Source organism: Mucilaginibacter frigoritolerans (assembly GCF_007830615.1).
Classification (GTDB): domain Bacteria; phylum Bacteroidota; class Bacteroidia; order Sphingobacteriales; family Sphingobacteriaceae; genus Mucilaginibacter; species Mucilaginibacter frigoritolerans.
The window spans coordinates 314,420-335,813 of record NZ_VLLI01000004.1; the positions used below are offsets into that span (position 1 = coordinate 314,420).

Below are 21,394 nucleotides of genomic sequence, written 5' to 3' on the forward strand. Positions count from 1 at the left end.
ATTGCCTTATCATTTTCAGCCCCTGCCTGCAGCTTTAATTTTGTACAGGGTTCTCTAAATTGAATACAAGTATAATGCAACGCTAAATATTAAACTACTATGGAAACAGCATTGATTAAAACTGACACCGCAACGATATCTTCTGACCTGATAAAAAAAATGGATGCCTATTGGCGTGCGGCAAATTATTTGTCGGTGGGGCAGCTTTATTTACGCGATAACCCATTACTTAAAGAACCCTTAAAACTGCAGCATGTTAAAAATATGCTGCTTGGGCATTGGGGAACTACACCGGGGCAAAATTTTATTTATACCCATTTAAACAGGGTGATTAATAAATATGATTTGAACATGATCTATGTTTCCGGTCCAGGGCATGGCGGGCCTGCGGTTGTTGGCAGCACATACCTGGAAGGCACCTATACCGAAGTTTACCCCAATATTACGCAAGATGAAGAAGGGCTTAAGAAGTTGTTTACCCAGTTTTCTTATCCGGGTGGTATTTCCAGCCATGCTTCACCGCAAACGCCTGGGTCTATTCATGAAGGTGGCGAGCTTGGTTATTCATTGAGTCACTCATTTGGTGCAGTGCTGGATAATCCCGACCTGATTGTAGCCTGTGTGGTAGGAGATGGCGAGGCCGAAACCGGCCCTTTAGCTACCGCCTGGCATTCTAATAAGTTTCTGAATCCGGCTACTGATGGTGTGGTATTGCCTATTCTGCATTTAAATGGGTATAAGATATCAAACCCAACTGTTTTGGCCAGAATATCTCATGAGGAACTGGAACAACTATTTCTCGGTTATGGCTGGACACCTTATTTTGTAGAAGGCGATGAACCCGAATTGATGCACAAGGCTATGGCCGCTACGCTGGATAAAGCTATTGAGCAAATCCGCGAGATAAAGAATGCCGCATTTGACAAAGAAAATAATGACCGCCCGCGCTGGCCAATGATTGTATTAAGATCGCCAAAAGGCTGGACCGGGCCAAAAGAGGTTGATGGTTACAAAATAGAAGGAAACTTCAGGTCACATCAAATCCCACTGGCTGTATCAGCGTCAACTCCTCCTGAACATTTGCAAATACTGGAGAACTGGATGAAAAGCTACAAACCTGAGGAGCTTTTTGATGAAAATGGAAAACTAAAAGCCGAACTGGCCGAACTGGCACCCAAAGGAGAACACCGCATGGGTGCAAATCCGCATGCCAATGGTGGTCAACTATTACGTGACTTGCGTATACCCGATTTTAGGAACTATGCAGTATCTGTTCCTTTTCGTGGTGCCGGGGGCGAGGGAGATACTTATGTATCAGGCCGGCTCCTGCGGGATGTGATCAAAGAAAATCAACAAAAACGTAATTTCAGGATCTTCGGACCAGATGAAACGGTGTCAAACCGGTTGGATATTATTTTTGAAGCAACAAACCGTCAATGGGACGCCCCGGTTGATCCGCATGATGAATTTCTTGCTACCGACGGCAGTGTTATGGAAATGCTGAGCGAACACCAATGTGAAGGCTGGCTGGAAGGTTACCTGCTTACAGGCAGGCACGGCTTGTTTAACTGTTACGAAGCTTTTATTCATATTGTGGACTCCATGTTTAACCAGCATGCCAAATGGTTAAAGGCAAGCCGCGAACTACCATGGCGCCGTAATATCGCCTCTTTAAATATTTTACTTACCTCTACCGTTTGGCGGCAGGACCACAATGGCTTTACTCACCAGGACCCTGGATTTATAGATCATGTGGTGAATAAAAAAGCCGGCATAGTACGGGTTTATCTTCCACCCGATGCCAATTGCCTGTTATCAGTTACCGATCATTGCCTGCGCAGTTATCACTACGTTAACGTTATTGTTGCCGGGAAACATCCTGCTCCGCAATGGCTTTCAATGGATGAAGCGGTTGCACATTGTACCCGTGGAATAGGCATTTGGGACTGGGCCAGCAACGATCAGGATTGCGAGCCTGATGTAGTTATGGCCTGTAGTGGTGATGTGCCAACGCTGGAAACACTGGCAGCTGTAACCTTACTGCGCGAACATTTGCCCGAACTAAAAATCAGGGTAATTAATGTGGTTGATCTGTTTAAACTCGAAAAAAATACAGAACATACTCATGGTTTAAGCGACAAGGATTTTGATGCTTTATTTACTACAAGTAAACCGGTAATTTTTGCTTTTCATGGGTATCCTTGGCTGGTACACCGCTTAACCTATAACCGTACCAATAACAAAAATATACATGTACGTGGTTATAAAGAAGAAGGAACAATTACTACTTCTTTTGATATGACAGTGTTGAACGAAATGGACAGGTTCCACCTGGTGATTGATGTGATAGACCGTTTGCCTGAGTGTGGCAGCAAAGGAATTTACCTTAAACAGCAACTCTTGGATAAACTGACAGAACACAAACATTATATCAATGCCAACGGCAAGGATATGCCCGAAATACTGAACTGGAAATGGGAGAGTAAGTTAAATGATGAAACAAAATAATGCAGGAGGGCCCGCTTACTCTTAATAAAACTTTGGCTTATGTTAGAAATTAAAGCTGATCTGAATAACAGTTTCTGGCATTTAGACAAAGCGGAAGCATTTAAACAATTATCTGCCAGTGAGCAGGGACTTAGCAACCAGGATGCTGTTAACCGGATAAAGGAATATGGTCCCAATAAAATAAAGGCTGATTCTAATAAGTCGGCCTTTATTTTGTTTCTGGCACAATTTAAAAGTCCGGTTACTTTACTGCTGATAATTGCTGCTGTGCTTTCGGCATCATTAGGTGATGTGGCAGACACATCCATAATTTTTATTATTGTATTAATAAGTGGTTTTCTGGGTTTTTGGCAGGAAAAGGGTGCGGCTAATGCAGTAAAGGAGTTGTTAAAGTTAGTGCAGTTGCATTGTGATGTTTTAAGGGGCGGTCAAAAAGCAGAAATACCGATGGAAGAAGTAGTACCGGGAGATATTGTTATCCTTTCAGCTGGTGATATTATTCCTGGTGACTGCCTTGTTATTGCATCGCAGGAGCTTTTTACGGATGAAGCAGCATTTACCGGAGAAACTTATCCGGTAGAAAAAAGTGCCTGCGTAATGCCTGTTGATACGCCACTGGCCAAAAGGGTCAATACCTTGTTTATGGGTTCGCACGTTATTAGCGGTAAAGCAACTGCTTTGGTTGTTAAAACAGGTATACAAACTGAATTTGGTAAAATATCAGCCGGTTTACAAGCAAAAGCACCCGAAACAGATTTTGAAAGGGGGATACGCAAGTTTGGCTATATGCTGATGGAAATTACCTTGCTTTTGGTAATCATAATTTTTGCCATCAATGTATTGCTGCATAAGCCCGTGCTCGATTCTTTATTGTTTTCACTGGCACTTGCCGTGGGTTTAACGCCGCAATTACTGCCTGCCATAATTAGTGTAAACCTTGCTACCGGAGCAAGGCGCATGGCCAAACAAAAAGTAATTGTTAAGCGATTGTCTTCTATCGAAAATTTCGGCAGCATGAATATCCTTTGTTCGGATAAAACAGGAACAATAACCGTAGGCAAAGTAAATCTTAAAGATACTTTAAACATTAGTGGGGCGCATAGTGAAAAGGTATTACAATACGCCTGGCTCAATGCTTCCCTGCAGCAGGGGTTTCATAATCCTATTGATGAAGCTATATGTGCCGGTTATAAGGGAGCCCAAAATACTTATACGGTACAAACTGAAATTCCTTATGATTTTATCCGTAAGCGCCTTACTATCCAGGTAAAAAACGAAACAGAAAACCGGGCCATTACCAAAGGAGCATTAAATGTTATTTTATCCATATGTAACCGTGTTGAAAAGGAAGATGGGACGGTAACCGATATGGAGTCTTGTAAAAAGAACATCCTTAAAAAATATGAGGAATTGAGCGAAGCCGGTTACCGAACTTTGGGTGTTGCTTATAAACCTGCTGATGCCTCGCAAAACTTTACAAGGGACGACGAAAAGGATATGATCTTTTTAGGTTTTGTAACCCTTTTTGATCCGCCTAAGGCTGGTGTTGAAGCCATTATTATTAAGATGGGCAATTTAGGTGTTAAGCTGAAGCTGATAACCGGCGACAATGCACTGGTGGCAAAAAGCCTTGCATTGCAGATAGGTATTAAAAATCCGCAGATCCTCACCGGAGCAAAATTGTTAAAAATGAGCAATGCCGCGCTCATTCACCAGGCACCTTTAACCGATATTTTTGCAGAAGTTGAACCCAACCAGAAAGAACGGATTATTTCCATCCTGAAAAAAGCAGGCAATGTGGTTGGTTTTATGGGCGATGGTATTAATGATGCACCTGCTTTGCATACGGCAGATGTAGGCATATCTGTAGATACCGCCGTAGATGTGGCCAAAGAAGCTGCCGATATTGTTTTACTGAGTCAGGACCTGGGTGTGTTAACCGATGGAATTATTGAGGGCCGCAAAACCTTTGCTAATACCATGAAATATATTTTTATGGCTACCAGCGCTAATTTCGGCAATATGTTCAGCATGGCGGGGGCTTCGCTATTTCTTTCGTTTTTGCCGCTATTGCCCAAGCAAATATTGCTAACCAATCTGCTGACTGATTTTCCCGAAATGGCCATAGCCACTGACCGGGTTGATGACATAAATATTCAGTCGCCACAACGGTGGGACCTTAATTTTATAAAACGGTTTATGATCATTTTTGGCTTGTTAAGCTCTGTGTTTGATTATCTTACCTTTGGCGTTTTACTTTATGTGTTTAAAGCGAATGAAAAAGTTTTTCAAACCGGCTGGTTTATAGAATCTGTAATATCTGCCACATTAATTGTGTTGGTTGTGCGCACCCGGTTACCGTTTTTTAAAAGCTTACCCGGTAAATACCTTTCTATTGCTACCGCTGTGGTTTTGTTGTTGGTGCTGATATTTCCGGTAACCTCGCTGGCCCGCTGGTTCGCTTTTACAAGAGTACCTTTTAGTTATTATGGCTTGATGCTGCTGATAGTTGCAACTTACATAGTCAGTGCAGAATTGGCTAAACGGTGGTTTTATAAAAAAGCCATAAACTCAAAAAGGCTCAAATATCCATCGCTAAATCTCCCGTCATAATAGCTAAAAGGTTTAGCTGGTATGATGGGCTTGTAAGTGCATTTTAGGTAACTCAGGCACCGGATTCTTTTTGTAGGTAAATTTTTATTGTGTCGTAAATCAGGGCCTTGCGTGACGGATGTCATTATATAGCTACCGGTTTTAACGCAACTTTGAGATAATCAAAGTAAACGTTATGAAAAAGCTCATCAGTGCAATACCAATCTTAAAGCTTATAATGCTTTTGATTATCCTGGTAGCAACTACCGCTACGTATGCAGCATCAGTTACCCATTCAGATAGTACGCTGGTAATCGAAATTCATCATCAGTTAAACGCTAATGCAACAACAGCGTCCTTGTATTATCCTGCAAGTGTAAAGCGGTTTTATAACCATATCAATTTTCAACCAGCCTGGATCAAACCACAAAATGGAGAAGGGCAAACCTGGCAGGCAATCCTTCTGCTCGATTGTGTATTACAGTATGGGCTTTCACATAATGATTATCATCCCAAAGAATTATCAGATAATAACTTATATAATATTTTAGATGCACCAGGCAAACTAAGTATCAGTGCGCAGGCAAGGTTTGATATTATACTTACCGATGCCATGATTACACTAATAAACAACCTTCATTACGGCAAATTGAACCCTGAATTTTCTGCAGTAAGGGTTGATTCAGAAATTGAAGGCGGATTTCGTGCTGAGGTAAGTTTACTTACAGCATTGCAGCTAAAAAGAGGACATGAATTTTTAGCAGCTATAGAAAATGTTCAGCCAAAATCAAAAGAATACCGTAATCTGCAATATCATATGAAAGTGCTAACCGGTTTACGTACCGGTGATTGCTATGATATTCCGGAAAGTGATATCAGGAAAATGGCCATTAACCTGGAACGTTTAAGATGGGCAAACATGGATGATAGCAGCTTTATACAGATTAATATTCCATCTTATAGTTTGCAGTTTTTTAAAGGAGATACTGTTTATCAATTCCGTGTAGCCGTTGGTAAGATATCCAGCCCTACCCCAACGTTTAACAGTACTATCAGCTATTTTACCACAGCTCCTGACGTTAAGATGCTGCAAAGCGTATTCGTGGATGAAATACTGCAGAATATGATAAACGACTCCAATTATCTCAAAAACAATCACCTGGCCGTGTATAACAAAAAGAACCAGTTTATAGTGGTTAATAAAGATAATCTGGCACAAATAGCAAAGCATCCCAATGCCTATTATGCAAGGCATGCTTCCGGTTGTAGTTTGGCACAGGGCAACCTGGTATTCCATTTTGCCAACCCGTTTGAATTGGACTTGCATGATATGCCCGCACAAGGCTTTTTTAACCAACAGGACAGGGCCATCAGTAGCGGATGTATTTGGGTTGATAATGCCGAGAAATTAGCAGGCTTGCTATTGAAAAATGATGGCAAAGGAAAAGATTTGGGCACACTGCACGAAGCAGTAACTAACTATAAACGGGAAACCTTTATGCTTAATAAACAAATGCCCATAAAAGTTACCTATCTCACCTGTACAGTAAAGGAGGGTGCCCTGATCTTCTTTAAAGATATCTATAACCTGGATAACAGTTTAGAAATGGCTTTATATAACGTTAATCAAAACTTAGTAATGCGTTAGGGTTTGTTTTACTGCAAAATATTTAAGCTCCCTTTTTCACCAGAAAACGTTTTTTTAACCATTCGCGAACGGGTTCGTCATAAAGTTTTAATGATGCGTATGCAATGGCTACACTTACAATTAACAGCAACAATCCGACCCAGAGGCCTTGTTGCATCGGTACCTTATTGTTGCTTACCCAGGCAATATGCATATAAATAAGCGGGTAATGAGTGATATAAAGCGGATAGGAAATAGCTCCTAAAAATCTGCAGATTTTGATAGAATATTTACCGGTGAGGTTGCCACCAGCGCCTATGGATACAATTAACGGGAAAATGATAATGATACAAAGGGCTTCGTATAAACCATTCATCCAAAGATGATCCGGTCCACCAATTCTGGGGATAAATAAAACAATAATTATCAGTAAGCTGCAAAAAGCAAAGGCGCTTTTAATGTGGATCAGCTTGCCCATGCGCCAAAGCAAAATACCCGCAAAAAAAGGATAAAGCAAACGCGTAAAACCAATGTTAAGCTGGGTTGCATTCAGGCTCCAGCCGCCAATAACATCGCCTTGCGGGCCCAATACTAACAAGTTGATCAGTAAAAGAGCAAATATGATTACAAATATAGTAAGCAGTGTTTTGGAGAACCTGCGAATAACCACTGCATAAAGAATATTAGCAATATACTCAAAAAAGAGCGACCAACCGGGTCCATTTAGAGGGTGCATCTCCTGCCAGCCGCGGATATCCAGAGAGGTCGGTAAAGGAATAAGTGTACAACTAACCAGCATCACCAGCAGCATTTTCCAAACTGGTGTAGTGGCTATCAGCGGAAATTCTCCGCAACTTTGAAAATAAAAAAGTGCCGCGCCAATTATACTGCCCATAATAACCATCGGCTGCAAACGAATAAGTCGGCGTTTATAAAAGTCCCACTGGGTCATCTTTTCCCAACGGTCGTCATACGCGTAAGCCACAACAAAGCCCGATAAAACAAAAAAGAAATCTACCGCCAGGTAACCATGATTAATAATCTGGTGGAACCTGTCGCCAGAGTATGTTTCAAAAACGTGAAAAACAACTACTAAAATGGAAGCTACGCCACGCAATCCGTCAAGGATTTCATAGTGACTTTTTGTTTGCAAATACGCAGGCGTTTTTGACATTGCTTATTATAATTGGATAAAAGGTTTTATATTGGATTGATTACCTGTTACCAGACAACAGGATTATTTTTATAAACATAGTTATCTTTTTGGACATACTCAAATAGATAATTATGTTTAATCAGCATTGCAAACCCACCCATTCTATTATTTCGCCAAACAAGTTTGGTGAAGATATTGGGCAATACGGTATAAACTTTTATATAGCTTTGTCAAAAAAATATTCTGAATGATACAACAGTTACCTGCTTTAATTAAAAGCCTGAAAGAAAACGCAATTGAATTTAAAAGTGTAATTGAGTTTATAGAAACTTACTACCAACACCAGGCTACAGCCTTTAAAAACGGAGATGCATTTAATGAGGCCACTCAAAATCAAGGCAGCGCGAAGGTGTTTGCTTTTGCCCAAATAAATAACCTGAATAAAGAAGATACGCTTTACCTGTTTGCTGAACATTACCGCTCGGTGTTAGATAATCCTGATGGAACAGATCACCAAAATATCAGGCAATTTATGGCTCATGGTTGGCCGGGTGTGGTGTTTGAAGGGCAAGCGCTATTGCCCAAATAACTGATTTACACTAAACTTAAGCTATTTAATAAGCTTGTTGTTTAAGCAGTCTTAATATAATGGTAATATTAAAATCGGAATTTTACAGCGTAGATTACCAGGGCAGGGCAATGCAGGAAGAAAAAAAGCAATTGGTTGAAAAAATATATGACAAGTTCTGGAAAGAGCTTTATGTTATTGCTTTTCGCCGTTTGCGCTCAGAAGAGGATGTAGAGGATATTTTACAGGATATTTTTCTTTCTTTGCTTACCGGGGACGTAAAACTTAATAATGATGAATCGATCCGTGCTTTTCTGCACCAGCGTCTTAAAAGCAGGATCATCAATTTTTACCGCAAGCAGCTGGTTCATCTTACTTATAAAGAAAACGAATCTTTAAAAACAGAACTATCAGACACAGATAGTGAAACCCGTTTGATGACCCGGGAACTTGAGACGCTGGTACAGCAGGAAATTGATCGTATGCCTGAAAAAATGAAAGCTATATTTTTGCTCAGCAGAAACGAACTGAAAACTACCGAAGAAATCGCTACCCAATTAAATTTGTCCAATCAAACGGTACGAAATCAGATCAGTTCTGCCATTAAACGTATACGGGTGGCGGTTAGTCACTATAACCATTCAGAACTTTCACTTTCTCCCGAAATGCTTCACATTGCCATAACAATTGGCGCCCTTGTGTTAATTAATCATTAACAAATACCTATTCAAATATTAAGTTTTACAAGCGCATAGTACATTGCCTTTTGTTAATTGGTTATGTTGTTGATGGCAGCATTAAACAATACAGAACTAAAACAATTATTAGAAAAAGAGCAGCTGGGCTCGCTAACACCGTCTGAACAGCAACTGTTGGATGAATGGTACAATTCATTCGACTTAAACCAGCAGGACCTGCTGGTATTCAAAGACCCCACCCATGAATTACAAGTAAGGGAAAGGCTTTTAAACCGCATTATGGAGGCCGGGTTTACTAATGTGGCCCCAGAGAAAGTAGCTAAGCAAAGAAATTTAATACAGTGGTTCTCAGCAGCTGCTATTTTCCTGATGATAATAGGTGCGGTGGCCTTTTGGAAATATGCTGGTTCGTCAGCTGAAAAGAAGGAAGTACTATTATCCGCTGTTACCGAAAACGGCATGTTAAAGGAAATTAAATTGGATGATGGTACAGCGATCTGGTTAAACGCAGGCAGTAAAATAACCTATCCTGAACATTTCCTCAATCGTAAAAGAGAGGTATATCTGGATGGCGAAGCTTATTTTGATGTGATTCATGATGCCTCTAGGCCCTTTATTGTACACACCAATCATTTAATAACTACGGTTTTGGGTACTGCTTTCTCGGTAACCGCCTATAAAAATACATCTATTCAACTTGTGACAGTTAACCGGGGAAAGGTGGCAGTGGCACATGACCACAATACATTGGGTTTTCTTACACCCAATAAGCAGATTGAATACAACATAAAAAGCGGCAAAAGTTATTTAACTGATGTTGATGCCTCCTCGCAAATGTCATGGAAAGATGGCAAGCTGCAATTTGAAAACCAGGATATGCAAAATATTGCGGCAAGGCTTGGCCGGTGGTATGGCTACTCCTTTAAGTTTGAGCATCGCAATATTGAAAACTGCCGTTACACAGCCAGCTTCAATAACAAAATTCCACTTAATAATTTATTAAGAATAATGAAAGCCATCAGCCTTGTTAATTACAAAATTGATGATGCTGCCAAAACCGTTACTTTCTTAGGAGCAGGATGTAATGAATAATCAACTTAAAACAATAATCAAAAAATGAAGAGAAAAACTACCTGATTGGCACAAAAACAAAACCGCTTTGTGGTCAAGACAAAACGGTTTTAAGTATGACTTTAACCATTAGCAATTAACACTTAAAATCCAACGAATTTATGAAATTTCTTTTGAAAAAAAAGAAACCGGCTTTGTTTTGCCCGGCCGGGGGCGGAACGTCTCCCCAACACATTAAAATAAACATTAAACAAATCATGAGAATCTCGGCGGTAATCATTTTCCTGACTGGCATGAGCTCGCTTGTTTTACAAGCTGCTCCGGGAAAAGCACAGGCGCTCGATCAAATAAAAGTAAGCCTTACGGTAAAGAACGAATCTCTCAGCAGCGTACTGAAGCGAATGGAGCGTTCTACAAACCTGCATTTTGTATATCCAAGTTCAAAGATTGATAATCTTCAGGTGGGCCTATTTACGGTGGAAAATACCAGCGTTACCAAAACGTTGGACCTGCTGTTACAACCATTTGGCTTAATATACCGGCAAATTGGTGATAATGTGCTCATCGATGCGGGCAAGAAAAATGCCGGTGATAAAGTAATGGCTTCACAGATTAATATCAGTGGAAAGGTACTTGATGAATCAGGTTTACCATTACCGGGAGTAACGGTAAGGGTAAAAAATAGCCCAAAGTCAACAGTAACCGATAATGCTGGAAATTATCATATCAGTGCCGATGAAAATGATGTTTTGATATTCACTTTTATAGGTTACCAGCAGCTTGATCAGCCTGTAAATGGTAAAATCAGTATCAATGTATCGCTCAAGCCAAGCCTTGGTCAAATGAAGGAAGTGGTGGTTATTGGTTATGGTACGCAAACCCGTAAAGATGTAACCACTGCGGTATCATCATTAAGTGCAAGTGATGTAAATGATTTTCCTTCCACAGGTGTAGATAAAGCCATGACCGGGAAACTGGCGGGCGTACAGGTTTTACAGCCAGATGGTGCGCCTGGTGCCGGTATCTCTATCCATGTTCGTGGAACAGGTACCATTACCGCCGGAAGTGATCCCCTATATGTTGTTGATGGTGTGCCATTGTCAGATAATGACATTAACGGACCGGGTTTTAAGGTTAATCCCCTGGATGCTATCAACGTTAACGATATTGAAAGTGTTGATGTATTGAAAGATGCATCCGCAGCTGCTATTTACGGATCGAGAGGATCAAACGGAGTAGTTATTATCACTACTAAAAGAGGGAAAAAGGATAAAGTTGATATTAGCCTCAATAGTTATTATGGTATACAGTCGGTAACCAAAGAAATCCCGATGCTGAATGCTACGCAATATGCCCAGTTAATTTATGATGCTCATAATAACACCTATTTTAATCAGCTGGCAGCAAAAGGATTAACAGGCAGCGCTACTGACGATAATGCAACGCGTTTAAGCAAATTAGGCGCTTCGCCTACCAATACCAGTTTGGCCTATCTGTTGCCTCCCGAAATTTTCCCTTACCTGGATGGGCAAAAAGGATTAACCAATACCAACTGGCAAAATGCTATTTTCCAGCAGGCGCCTATGCAAAGCCAAACGTTAGCTGTTTCAGGAGGATCTGACAATGTGCAATATTACATTTCCGGCAACTATTTGGACCAGGATGGTATCGTCATAAATTCGGGTTATAAAAGATATGCGGGCCGCGTAAACCTCGATGCTCATTATAATCATTTAAAGCTGGGTGCAAGCATCAACTATAACTATGGCATTATAAAATACGATAATACTGAAGGCGCATTTAATAATGGTAACAATAATATTATTGAAGGTGCATTGGTTGCATCGCCGTTTTTTCCTGTAAAAAATCCTGATGGCACCTATAATTACAGTCAGTATGCCTGGCAATACTCGCAATCAAATGGTATTAACCCGGTTGCGTTGGCCATGCTAAGAACAGATGTTACGAATGAGAAAAAATTATTGACCAATGTTTATGCTGAGTACGAAATTATAAAAGACCTGAAATTTAAGATTTCTTTTGGTACAGACATCAGCGACTTTAACAGAAGCGAGTTCAATCCTTCTACACTGCCAAATCCTCTTACCCTCACCACGCCATCGGTGCCAACGGCAGATTATATTACCAATCAAATCACCAATTGGGTAACCGAAAGTACCTTAACTTACAAAAAGCGATGGGGTGACAACTCTTTACAGGCACTTGGAGGGTATACTCTGCAAAAGGAAATGGCCAATGCTACCAATATTGCTGCTACAGGCTTCCCTAATGACCTGGTAAAAACCATTAACGGCGCAACTACGTTAACCATTCCTACTACAGGCAACGGTATTAATGAGTGGTCGCTTTTATCCGGATTGGCCAGACTTCAGTATAGTTATAAAGACAGGTACCTGCTATCTGCTGCTATCCGAGCAGACGGTTCATCACGCTTCGGGCCAAGTACTAAATATGGTTATTTCCCTTCGGCTTCGGCAGGCTGGATATTAAGCGATGAAGACTTTATGAAAAGGATAGACTTTATCAGCGCCCTTAAATTAAGAGCCAGCTATGGTGTAACCGGTAATTTTCAGATAGGTAACTATGCTTATTTATCAACCCTGTCACCATCTAACTATATTTTAGGTGCTTCAAGCGGCAACCTTGAGCCAGGATTATATCAATCAACACAGGGCAACCCCAATTTAGGATGGGAAAAAACATCGGCCATTAACTTAGGTGCTGACATTAGTCTGTTTAAAAATGTATTGAATGCTACCATTGATGTGTATTCAAACAATACCAGCAATTTACTGCTGAATGTTCCGGTTTCCCTGTCTACAGGTTATAGCACTGAACTGGTTAATATTGGAAAAGTAAATAACCGGGGCCTTGAGTTAACACTTTCTAACACCAGCCAATTGGGTAAATTCAAATGGACAAATAGTGTAAATTATTCGGCCAACAGAAACAAAGTACTGAGTCTTGGCGGCCAGCAATCCATTATTACCGAAGCCGACAACGTAATTTATTTTATTACGGAAGTAGGTAAACCAATAGGCAATTATTATACCCTGGTACAAACAGGCGTGTATAAAGATGCTGCCGATATTGCCAACACGCCCGCTAAAGTTCCTGGCGCGCAGCCGGGTGATTTTAAATTTAAAGATGTAAATGGGGATGGAGTTATTGATGGTAATGATAAAACAATAACCGGTAACTATCAGCCCAAATTTACTTATGGATATTCGGGTCAACTGCAATACGGCATTTTTGATTTAAACGTAGCCGCACAAGGTGTTTACGGCAATACTATAGCCAATATTGCTCAACGGCATTATAATTCAACAGAAAGCTATGGCAATAATACTACTGATGCGCTGAATAGGTATGTTTCACCGTCTGATCCGGGTAATGGAAAAGTAGCTATTGCTGACAGAAGCGAAACTGGTTTAAATGCACAGATCTCCACTTATCATTTATCATCAGGCTCTTATTTACGTATCAGGGATTTAACCTTAGGTGCAACCCTTCCGCAAAAAATGGCGAGGTCAATTGGCTTTGCAAGTGCCAGGTTATATGTAACTGCCGAAAACCCATTTACTTTCACCAAATACAATGGTTATAACCCGGAAGTAAGTGTAGAAAGTAACCCCCTAACACCCGGAATAGATTATGGTAGCTACCCTGTTTCCAAAACTTTCCTCATCGGTGCAAACCTTAAATTTTAACCGCTAAAAAAGTTTAAAAATGAAAAAATCATTATCATTGATCATTATATGCTGCTTTACATTGCTATCATGTAAAAAAAGCTTTTTAACGCTGCTGCCGCAATCGCAGGCAACGTCTGCTGCATTTTATAAAACTACGGCAGATATTACCAACGCAGTAAATGCCTCCTATGCACCACTTCAGGGCATGTATTACGGAACATTCATAGATATGATGGAAGCCCGCGGCGATAATGTTGAAAACCTGAATCCGGGCGCAAATGCCGGAACGGAATACAACATTGATCAATTTTTGGCAAAAGCCGATAATACAGATGTACAAAATACCTGGGGCAATATCTATAATGGCATCTCCAGGTGCAATAATACCCTTATTCATCTGGATGTAGTAACATCACCCACGCTGAAAAACCAGTATGAAGGCGAGCTGAAGTTTTTACGGGCGCTTCATTATTTTAACATTGTAAGGATGTGGGGTGCTGCACCTTTGGTTTTAAGCCCTATAACTGCGGCCGATGCTGCAAAGATCAACAGAAGTTCGGTACAGGATGTTTACGCGGCTATTGAAAGTGACCTTACCCGGGCAATATCAGTTTTACCCGTATCCTATACCAGTGCCGCAGATTTGGGCCGGGCAACACAGGGCGCGGCAAAAGCTTTGTTAGGGAAAGTATATCTTACGGAAGCAAAATATCCGCAAGCAGTTAGTATTTTAAAGGATCTGATCGGCTCAACCAATGCTTATGGCTATACATTGCTGCCAAATGTGGCCTCTGTATTTGATGTTAATAATAAAATGAATGCCGAGATTATTTTTGCAGTGCGCTTTAATAAAACTATTGCCAATCAGGGGCATAGCCTTCCTCCTTATTTTAATCAGCCGGGCCTGGATCCAAAACTGATCAGTGCATACGGACCAACAGATGCCAGGGCCGATCTGCTAAATACCATTACCCTTGATGCGAATGACAAGCCGGTAAAAAAATATTACGATACTTTTGATCCTAATACCAAAACATTGGGTAATGATTTTATTGTATTGAGATATGCTGACGTTTTATTAATGTATGCTGAAGCGGAAAACGAAATTGCTTATTCTGCCGATGATTTTACCTACCTGAATGCTGTACGGGCAAGGGCCGGAGCTACCACTTTTTCACAAACGGACTTACCAGATCAGGCAAGCTTCAGAACAGCAGTATTGCAGGAACGAAGACTGGAATTACCGCTTGAACTGAGTAGGTGGTTTGACCTGATCCGTACCAACACCGCTATTGCGGCACTCAAAAATTCAGGCCTTACACCAATTACTATTCAAGCTTACCAGTATCTTTACCCGATACCGCAAACCGAGCTTAATATATCAACTAACAAATCTGGCTTTACTCAAAATCCGGGTTATTAATAAAAATTATAAGAGAGCATCTATTAGGATGCTCTCTTAATTAGCATACTATTATGAAAAACTTTTTTAAAAATCTGGCTTTATCCGCAGCAATGCTTTTTAGTTTGAGTTCTTACGGACAGGTTGAAAATATTTTAAAGCATCTGCATAACCCGAATGATAATGGAATTATGGTAACTGCCCACCGGGGCGACTGGCGCAATGCTCCCGAAAATTCATTGCAGGCTTATAAGCTCGCCATTGAAATGGGAGTTGATGTAATAGAGGTGGACCTGAATAAAACCAGCGATGGAGTAATTGTGATAATGCACGATGAAACGATTGACCGTACAACCGATGGTAAAGGAAAACCATCAGACTACACGCTTGCACAGCTTAAAAAGTTTCACCTCAGAAATGGCATAGGTGTTATTACTAAACATACCATTCCTACACTGGAAGAAGTGATGGAACTGGCTAAGGGGAAAGTTTTGGTTAATCTTGATAAAAGCCTTCCTTACTATAATGAAGCCTACCAGGTACTAAAAAAAACGGGGACATTGCAGCAGGCTATCTTCAAAACAGATCTTCCATATCAGGATGTTCGTGTAAAATATCCGGTTATATTAGATAGTATTACTTTTATGCCTGTAGTTTACCTGGATAAGCCAACCGCCAAACAGATAATTAACGAATATCAAAAAGAGATAAAGCCGGTTGCATTCGAGCTTATATTTCATAAAGACACTTCGGGTGTTTTGTCAGACAATGCTTTCATAAAAAAGCATGGGGCCAAGATCTGGATAAATTCACTGTGGCCAAGTTTAAACGGCGGTCATAATGATGATTTGGCTGTAGATGAATCCAATACCAAGGACAGTTGGGACTGGCTGATTGCTCACGGCGCAACCATGATACAAACAGACAGGCCAAAAGAGCTTTTAAATTACTTACGAAAAAGGTCATTACATCAATAACGATAACGAAAAAGCCACTTAAAAAGTGGTTTTTTTTATTTATGACAGATAGGTGACCATCCTGCAAATGGATGATTATTTATCCCACCAAACCCTTGAGGTTAAAACGTCACCACCGGGCAGGCGGGCAACAGCAGCTTTATAGTTAGTTGGGTTAGTTAATATTTCTGTCGATAGGTAAATCATTCTTCGGGGTATGGTTCCCATTGTTACATTTCCGGAATAATTTATGGCAGTAAGCGCCGGATATCCTGACCTTTTCCAGTTAAACCAGTTCTCAATAAAGTTAAAATTTGTTCCTGTAGCTATCCAGTATTGGGTATTGATCATTTGCAATGAATTGTTCATCGTCGACATATCCAACGGATTTGAGTTCAGGTAGTTAGTAATGGAAGCAGCACTTACACTGGTTTGGGCATCCAACTGGGTGAGCGACTGGAAAGCGCCGGTTACCCCGTTTGCATAATGTTGTTGGGCAGAGCCCTCGATATTCCATCCGCGTACTTTTGCTTCGGCTAGTAATAGCTCCGTTTCTGCATAAGTAAACACCAGGATAGATTCGCCTAATTTAAGATATACATTGGTGCGGGGTCTGGAGTAATTACCTAATGCCGCAAAATCGGCCCCTGTTCCGGTTCCTCCTGGGTAGCCCGGAGATTTGCTGATATCTGTGGCTCCGCCTAAAAGGTCATATCCATTTGGCATGCCTCGTTGTAATGAGGAATCCGGATTGCCAGAAAGTGTTTCATCGCCGTTATTGGCTAAACCGGGTGCCGGTATTTCTCCAATTACGCTAAGCCTGGGGTCCTGCGTTTGTCTTAAATAATCAATCAGCGTTTTGCTCCATCGTACCTGTTCATAGTCAGTAAGTGTCCTCATGGCTATTGAGGTACCGTTCTGGCTGGCTGAATTTGTTGCATCGGTTTGTACAATGGCATTGTCGCTTACATCATTAAAAGTACCGCCTGTCGCTGCTTTTTCTGCCCATTTTTGGGCTGTAGCAGGATCAACCTTGGTAAGCCGCATGGCTATCCGCAGCATTAACGAATAACCGAATTTTTTCCAGCGTGTTATGTCCCCATTATAGAAGAGGTCGGCAGTTGGTTTTGGCCGGTTAACATCCAGTTTCGAAATGGCGTTGTCAAGATCGGTTAACATCTCATTGTAAATGCTTTGCTGGGTATCATAAACCGGATATTTAATACCTTGTTGGGCCATATCAGCCTGCGAATAAGGGCAGTCGCCATACATATCAGTAGTTCGTTGTAAAATGAATACAAACATAATGTTGCCGATATTGATAAGGTTGGAGTATGCTGCCGAATCTTTTTGAATACAAAGCTGCTGCATTTCCCTTATGTTGCCTGCTTCCGTATAACCTTCCCTGAATATCGCCCCCTGATAATCGGTAAAATTTCCTTCGTTAATATATTTATCGCCGTTGTTGTAATAATAATAAGTTGATGCCAATACCTGCATCATGGTACTTTCATAAACTAATTGATAGTAACCGGTATTTGCATAATTTAACTGTGCCGTTGAGAGCAGGTTGTTAGGATCGAAATTGGCAGATGTTGATTTTGATGGATCTGTGTTGATGTTATTTAACTGCGATTTAGTGCAGCTGGTTAAAAAAATAATCCCCGTAAGTATGGTAAAAAAAGTTAGTTTCATCTCACATCACTTAAATTTAAAATTCAGGTTAAATCCAAAAGTTCGTGTAGCCGGTAATGATTCACCTTCTATGCCAGCATAAGTAAGATCTGGCGAAAACTCCGATTCAGGATCAATATTTTTGGTATACTTTAATATGGTGAAAATATTACGGCCTACCAGGCTCACTGTAACAGTACGGAACAAATTCCCCAAAAATGATGGCATAATTTCGTATCCGAGTATAAGCTGCCTGAACTTAATAAAGCTGCCGTTTAATACAGACAGGGTTGAAATATTGGTTGCAAGTTGCGGATAGTAATTGTAAGCCGGTACGTTTATGGTATTGGTCTGCCCATTATCATTTACACCTTTTGCCACTATCCCGGTTTCGCGCCCAACCAGGGTTGCTTTGTTAAGCCCATACACGTATGAATAATCCTCGGTAGCAGAAAGCACCTTGTTGCCAAACTTGTAATCTATCAAAAATGAAAGATTGAATTTTTTGTACTTGAAAGAGTTGGTAAAACCGCCGTAAAAAGTGGGCAAGGTGCCGCCCATTGCCTTTAACGGACCACGCTCGGGTATGCCATCGCTGCCGATAATGATGTTTCCCGCACTATCCCTTTTATAATCATAAGCCATAACCTGGGTAATAGATTTGCCAACCACCAACGCCGTGTTTGCGTTTAGTGGCCTGTAGGTGCCGGTTAATAAATATTGACTTGAGCCATCAATAGATAACAGCACATTATGTACCTGGCTAAAATTAATACTGGCGTTCCATGAAAAACTTGTTGTGCGGATCAGCCCGCCCGACAGCATAAGCTCCAGGCCCGTATTTTGGGTTTTCCCTACATTAACATATGCCGAAGTAAAGCCGGTGGCTACAGATTGCTGTGCATTGGTAATTTCATTGTGCGTTATCCGGTTAAAATAAGTGGCATCCAGCGTAAGCCTGTTTTGAAAAAAAGATAAGTTTACCCCTGTTTCAAATTCGGTTAGCGTAAATGGTTTTAAGTTATAGTTGGGTAACTCGGCCGAAAAACTTCCTAACGGGATACCGTTTACCGTATTGTTTGAGGTAAAATACAGCTGCGTAGTATAGGGTTGCGAAGGCTCGCCGCTTGTTTTTGCGTAGCTGATCCTGAATTTTCCGGAACTTAACCAGGGGATTGCCAGCAAGTTTGAAAATAAAAAACTCCCGGAAACTCCCGGCACAAAAATGCCGCGGCTAACCGGGGGCAGCGTTGAAAAAATATCATATCTGCCCGTTGCCGTAATATCGAGCAGGTTTTTAAAATCGAAGTCGGCCGAATAATAAGCAGATTCAGTTACAATTTCCGATATATCATAATTGGAGCTACTGCTCACCAGGTTAGATGGTGTATACAAATAAGGTATGATAAATTGCGAGCCGGTAATTTCGGTAAGATTGTACTGCCGCCGTCGAAAGTTTCCTCCTGCAGAAAAATTTAACGTAAGATCACGCGCTAGTTTTTTATTTGCCAGAAAAAGCAGGTCAGCATTCAGCTCACCCGTTTGCGATTTGCTGAGCCCGTTTAAGCCGCCCTGTTCATTAACCGTAAATGCAGTGCCCGTCGGCAAAACATTTAGCAAGCCATCATTACTGATGTCATAGCCAAGCCTCCCCTGCAAATAAACATTATCAGAGAAATTGTATTTTAAAACGGTTGCCGTTATAAAGCGGTTGCGTGTTGAATTATCAACCTGTTTATTAATAACAAAATAGGGATTTGTAATATAAACATTGCTGTTCCATTGCGATTCGTTGCCCGTTACCGGGTTGTAGCCCGGTTTTAAACTGAGTTGATTGGCGCTGGTAGCCAAAAACTCAATGCCATAATTGGCGTTCATGGGCCCGTCGCTTAAATACGACCTGGTTTTAGCCATTTCGTAAATATAACTTCCGTTAAAACTAAGTTTTAATTTATCGGTGATATCATAAGAAGTATTAAGGTTAAAAGTTTTCCTGTTAAGGCCGCTGTTTGGAACGATGGATTCGTAGTTAAGATTGGAGGCCGAAGCCCTGAATGCAGCCTTTGAGTTACCGCCGCTAACCGAAATGGTATTGGTTAAGGCGGGTGCATTGCGGTAAAACTCATCAATATTGTTTTTTACTGCCGAATAGGGATAATAATTGCCATCCGATTGTATGGTAGGCTTTCCATCAAGTTTTTCGCCCCAGCTTAACATGCCCGATGCTATGGCACTCTGTACATTTTGTGGGCGCTCGTTTTGTGAACCCTGCCCATATACATATTGAAAGTCAGTATTATTTACGGCATGATCGAAGGAAAGATTTAAATTGTATTCTACCAGCGTGGCGGAGTTTTTTTCTCCTGTTTTTGTGTTGATCAGGATCACACCATTTGCTGCCCTTGCCCCATAAAGTGCCGAAGCTGCCGAACCTTTCAATACAGTAATGCTCTCAATATCATCAGGGTTGATATTGCTGAACCCATCGCCATAATCGGCGCCCCCATATTCATTTGCACTGCCACGCTGTGTATTATCAATCGGAACGCCATCTAAAACAAGCAGTGGCGAACCTGCATTCATACTGGCAGCGCCCCGGAGCAATAACCTGGAAGACGATGCTGGCCCTCCGTAAGTGCCACTTACGTTCAAACCGGCCACCTGGCCCTCCAGTGACATGGCAACATTAGCCTCCCGGGCCGTTGTTAAGTCGGCTCCTGGTATAGAGGCAACGGAGTAACCCACTTTCCAATTTTCTTTTTTGATGTTTAAGGCGGTAACCACTACTTCATCCAAACTATGGTAAGCGTTTTGAAGGGTTATTTTCAGGGGTTGATCGGTTGCTGTAATTATCGCCTGTTGCGTGTTATAACCAATATTTGAAACTTCAATTGTTGCCCCTTTTATGCTAGTAATTACAAATCGGCCTTGCTTATCAGTTTCAGTACCATAGTTGCTGTTTTTTATCCTGACAGATGCTCCGCTGATGGGCTCGCCTTCTTCGTTAGTTACAATGCCGCTAACTGCTACGCTCTTAATCGAATCTTTTTCTGTTCCAATGGCAATCAGGTTATTAGAGGTTAACCTATAATAATAGCGGGTGCCTTTAAGCAAATTGTCAAGCAAGGGAAGTACTTCTGCGTCTTTTACCGATAGGGTAATCAGCTGGTTCGGTAATTGATCTGCCCGGTAAACAAAACGGTAAATGGTTTGATGCTGTATAGCGGTTATAATTTCTTCAAAATGTACTTGCTGGTAGTTAAAGGTAACTTTTGTTTGACCGCAGGCTCTTTTTGATGCGAGGAAAACTAAAATTAAAATAAACAGCCTGATTAACTTCATTAATTAATCTATAAAACGATACAGCACATTAGCATAGGCCCCGAAAAAATATCTTCAGAACTTATCCTTTAAAAAAGAGCTATAATT

Annotated in this window: 12 protein-coding genes; 9 read left to right on the forward strand and 3 right to left on the reverse strand. The window is 41.0% G+C overall.

All coding sequences use genetic code 11. The features are described 5' to 3' along the window. Positions 1-99: 99 nt before the first annotated feature. The 3 genes from JN11_RS08950 to JN11_RS08960 all read left to right on the forward strand — a co-directional run bounded on the left by JN11_RS08950 (position 100) and on the right by JN11_RS08960 (position 6,748). Complete coding sequence (locus JN11_RS08950) at positions 100-2,508, forward strand: phosphoketolase family protein (protein WP_144911791.1); 2,409 nt, start codon at positions 100-102, stop codon at positions 2,506-2,508. Between the two features lie 39 nt (positions 2,509-2,547). Beyond that, positions 2,548-5,121 (forward strand): magnesium-translocating P-type ATPase, encoded by a 2,574-nt coding sequence (gene mgtA, locus JN11_RS08955; RefSeq protein ID WP_144911792.1) that lies wholly within the window; start codon positions 2,548-2,550, stop codon positions 5,119-5,121. A 175-nt stretch (positions 5,122-5,296) separates the two neighbouring features. Beyond that, entirely contained in the window at positions 5,297-6,748 is a 1,452-nt protein-coding gene (locus JN11_RS08960; protein WP_144911794.1) for a L,D-transpeptidase scaffold domain-containing protein, read from the forward strand. Positions 6,749-6,770: 22 nt separating this feature from the next. Here the strand turns inward: JN11_RS08960 and JN11_RS08965 are convergent, their stop codons facing one another. Next, positions 6,771-7,901 (reverse strand): acyltransferase family protein, encoded by a 1,131-nt coding sequence (locus JN11_RS08965; protein WP_144911796.1) that lies wholly within the window; start codon positions 7,899-7,901, stop codon positions 6,771-6,773. 229 nt (positions 7,902-8,130) lie between these two features. On the opposite strand from JN11_RS08965, the gene JN11_RS08970 reads away from it, so the two are divergent. From JN11_RS08970 to JN11_RS08995, 6 genes are all read left to right on the forward strand, one after another. Then, complete coding sequence (locus JN11_RS08970) at positions 8,131-8,472, forward strand: HopJ type III effector protein (protein ID WP_144911798.1); 342 nt, start codon at positions 8,131-8,133, stop codon at positions 8,470-8,472. 59 nt (positions 8,473-8,531) lie between these two features. Further along, on the forward strand, positions 8,532-9,167 hold the full coding sequence (locus JN11_RS08975) for a sigma-70 family RNA polymerase sigma factor (RefSeq protein WP_144911799.1): 636 nt from the start codon (positions 8,532-8,534) through the stop codon (positions 9,165-9,167). A gap of 72 nt (positions 9,168-9,239) precedes the next feature. Further along, positions 9,240-10,241, forward strand: a complete 1,002-nt coding sequence (locus JN11_RS08980; RefSeq protein ID WP_170227723.1) for a FecR family protein — start codon at positions 9,240-9,242, stop codon at positions 10,239-10,241. 236 nt (positions 10,242-10,477) lie between these two features. After that, positions 10,478-13,951: a SusC/RagA family TonB-linked outer membrane protein gene (locus JN11_RS08985; protein ID WP_170227724.1), complete on the forward strand. Its 3,474-nt coding sequence runs from the start codon at positions 10,478-10,480 to the stop codon at positions 13,949-13,951. A 19-nt stretch (positions 13,952-13,970) separates the two neighbouring features. After that, positions 13,971-15,356, forward strand: a complete 1,386-nt coding sequence (locus tag JN11_RS08990) for a RagB/SusD family nutrient uptake outer membrane protein (protein WP_144911805.1) — start codon at positions 13,971-13,973, stop codon at positions 15,354-15,356. 53 nt (positions 15,357-15,409) lie between these two features. Beyond that, positions 15,410-16,312, forward strand: a complete 903-nt coding sequence (locus tag JN11_RS08995) for a glycerophosphodiester phosphodiesterase family protein (RefSeq protein ID WP_144911807.1) — start codon at positions 15,410-15,412, stop codon at positions 16,310-16,312. Between the two features lie 75 nt (positions 16,313-16,387). Here JN11_RS08995 and JN11_RS09000 read toward each other — a convergent pair whose 3' ends face one another. Continuing rightward, a complete protein-coding gene (locus JN11_RS09000; protein ID WP_144911809.1) occupies positions 16,388-17,986 on the reverse strand; it encodes a SusD/RagB family nutrient-binding outer membrane lipoprotein in 1,599 nt (532 codons plus the stop codon). Between the two features lie 6 nt (positions 17,987-17,992). Further along, a complete protein-coding gene (locus tag JN11_RS09005; protein WP_144911811.1) occupies positions 17,993-21,307 on the reverse strand; it encodes a SusC/RagA family TonB-linked outer membrane protein in 3,315 nt (1,104 codons plus the stop codon). Between the last annotated feature and the right edge of the window lie 87 nt (positions 21,308-21,394).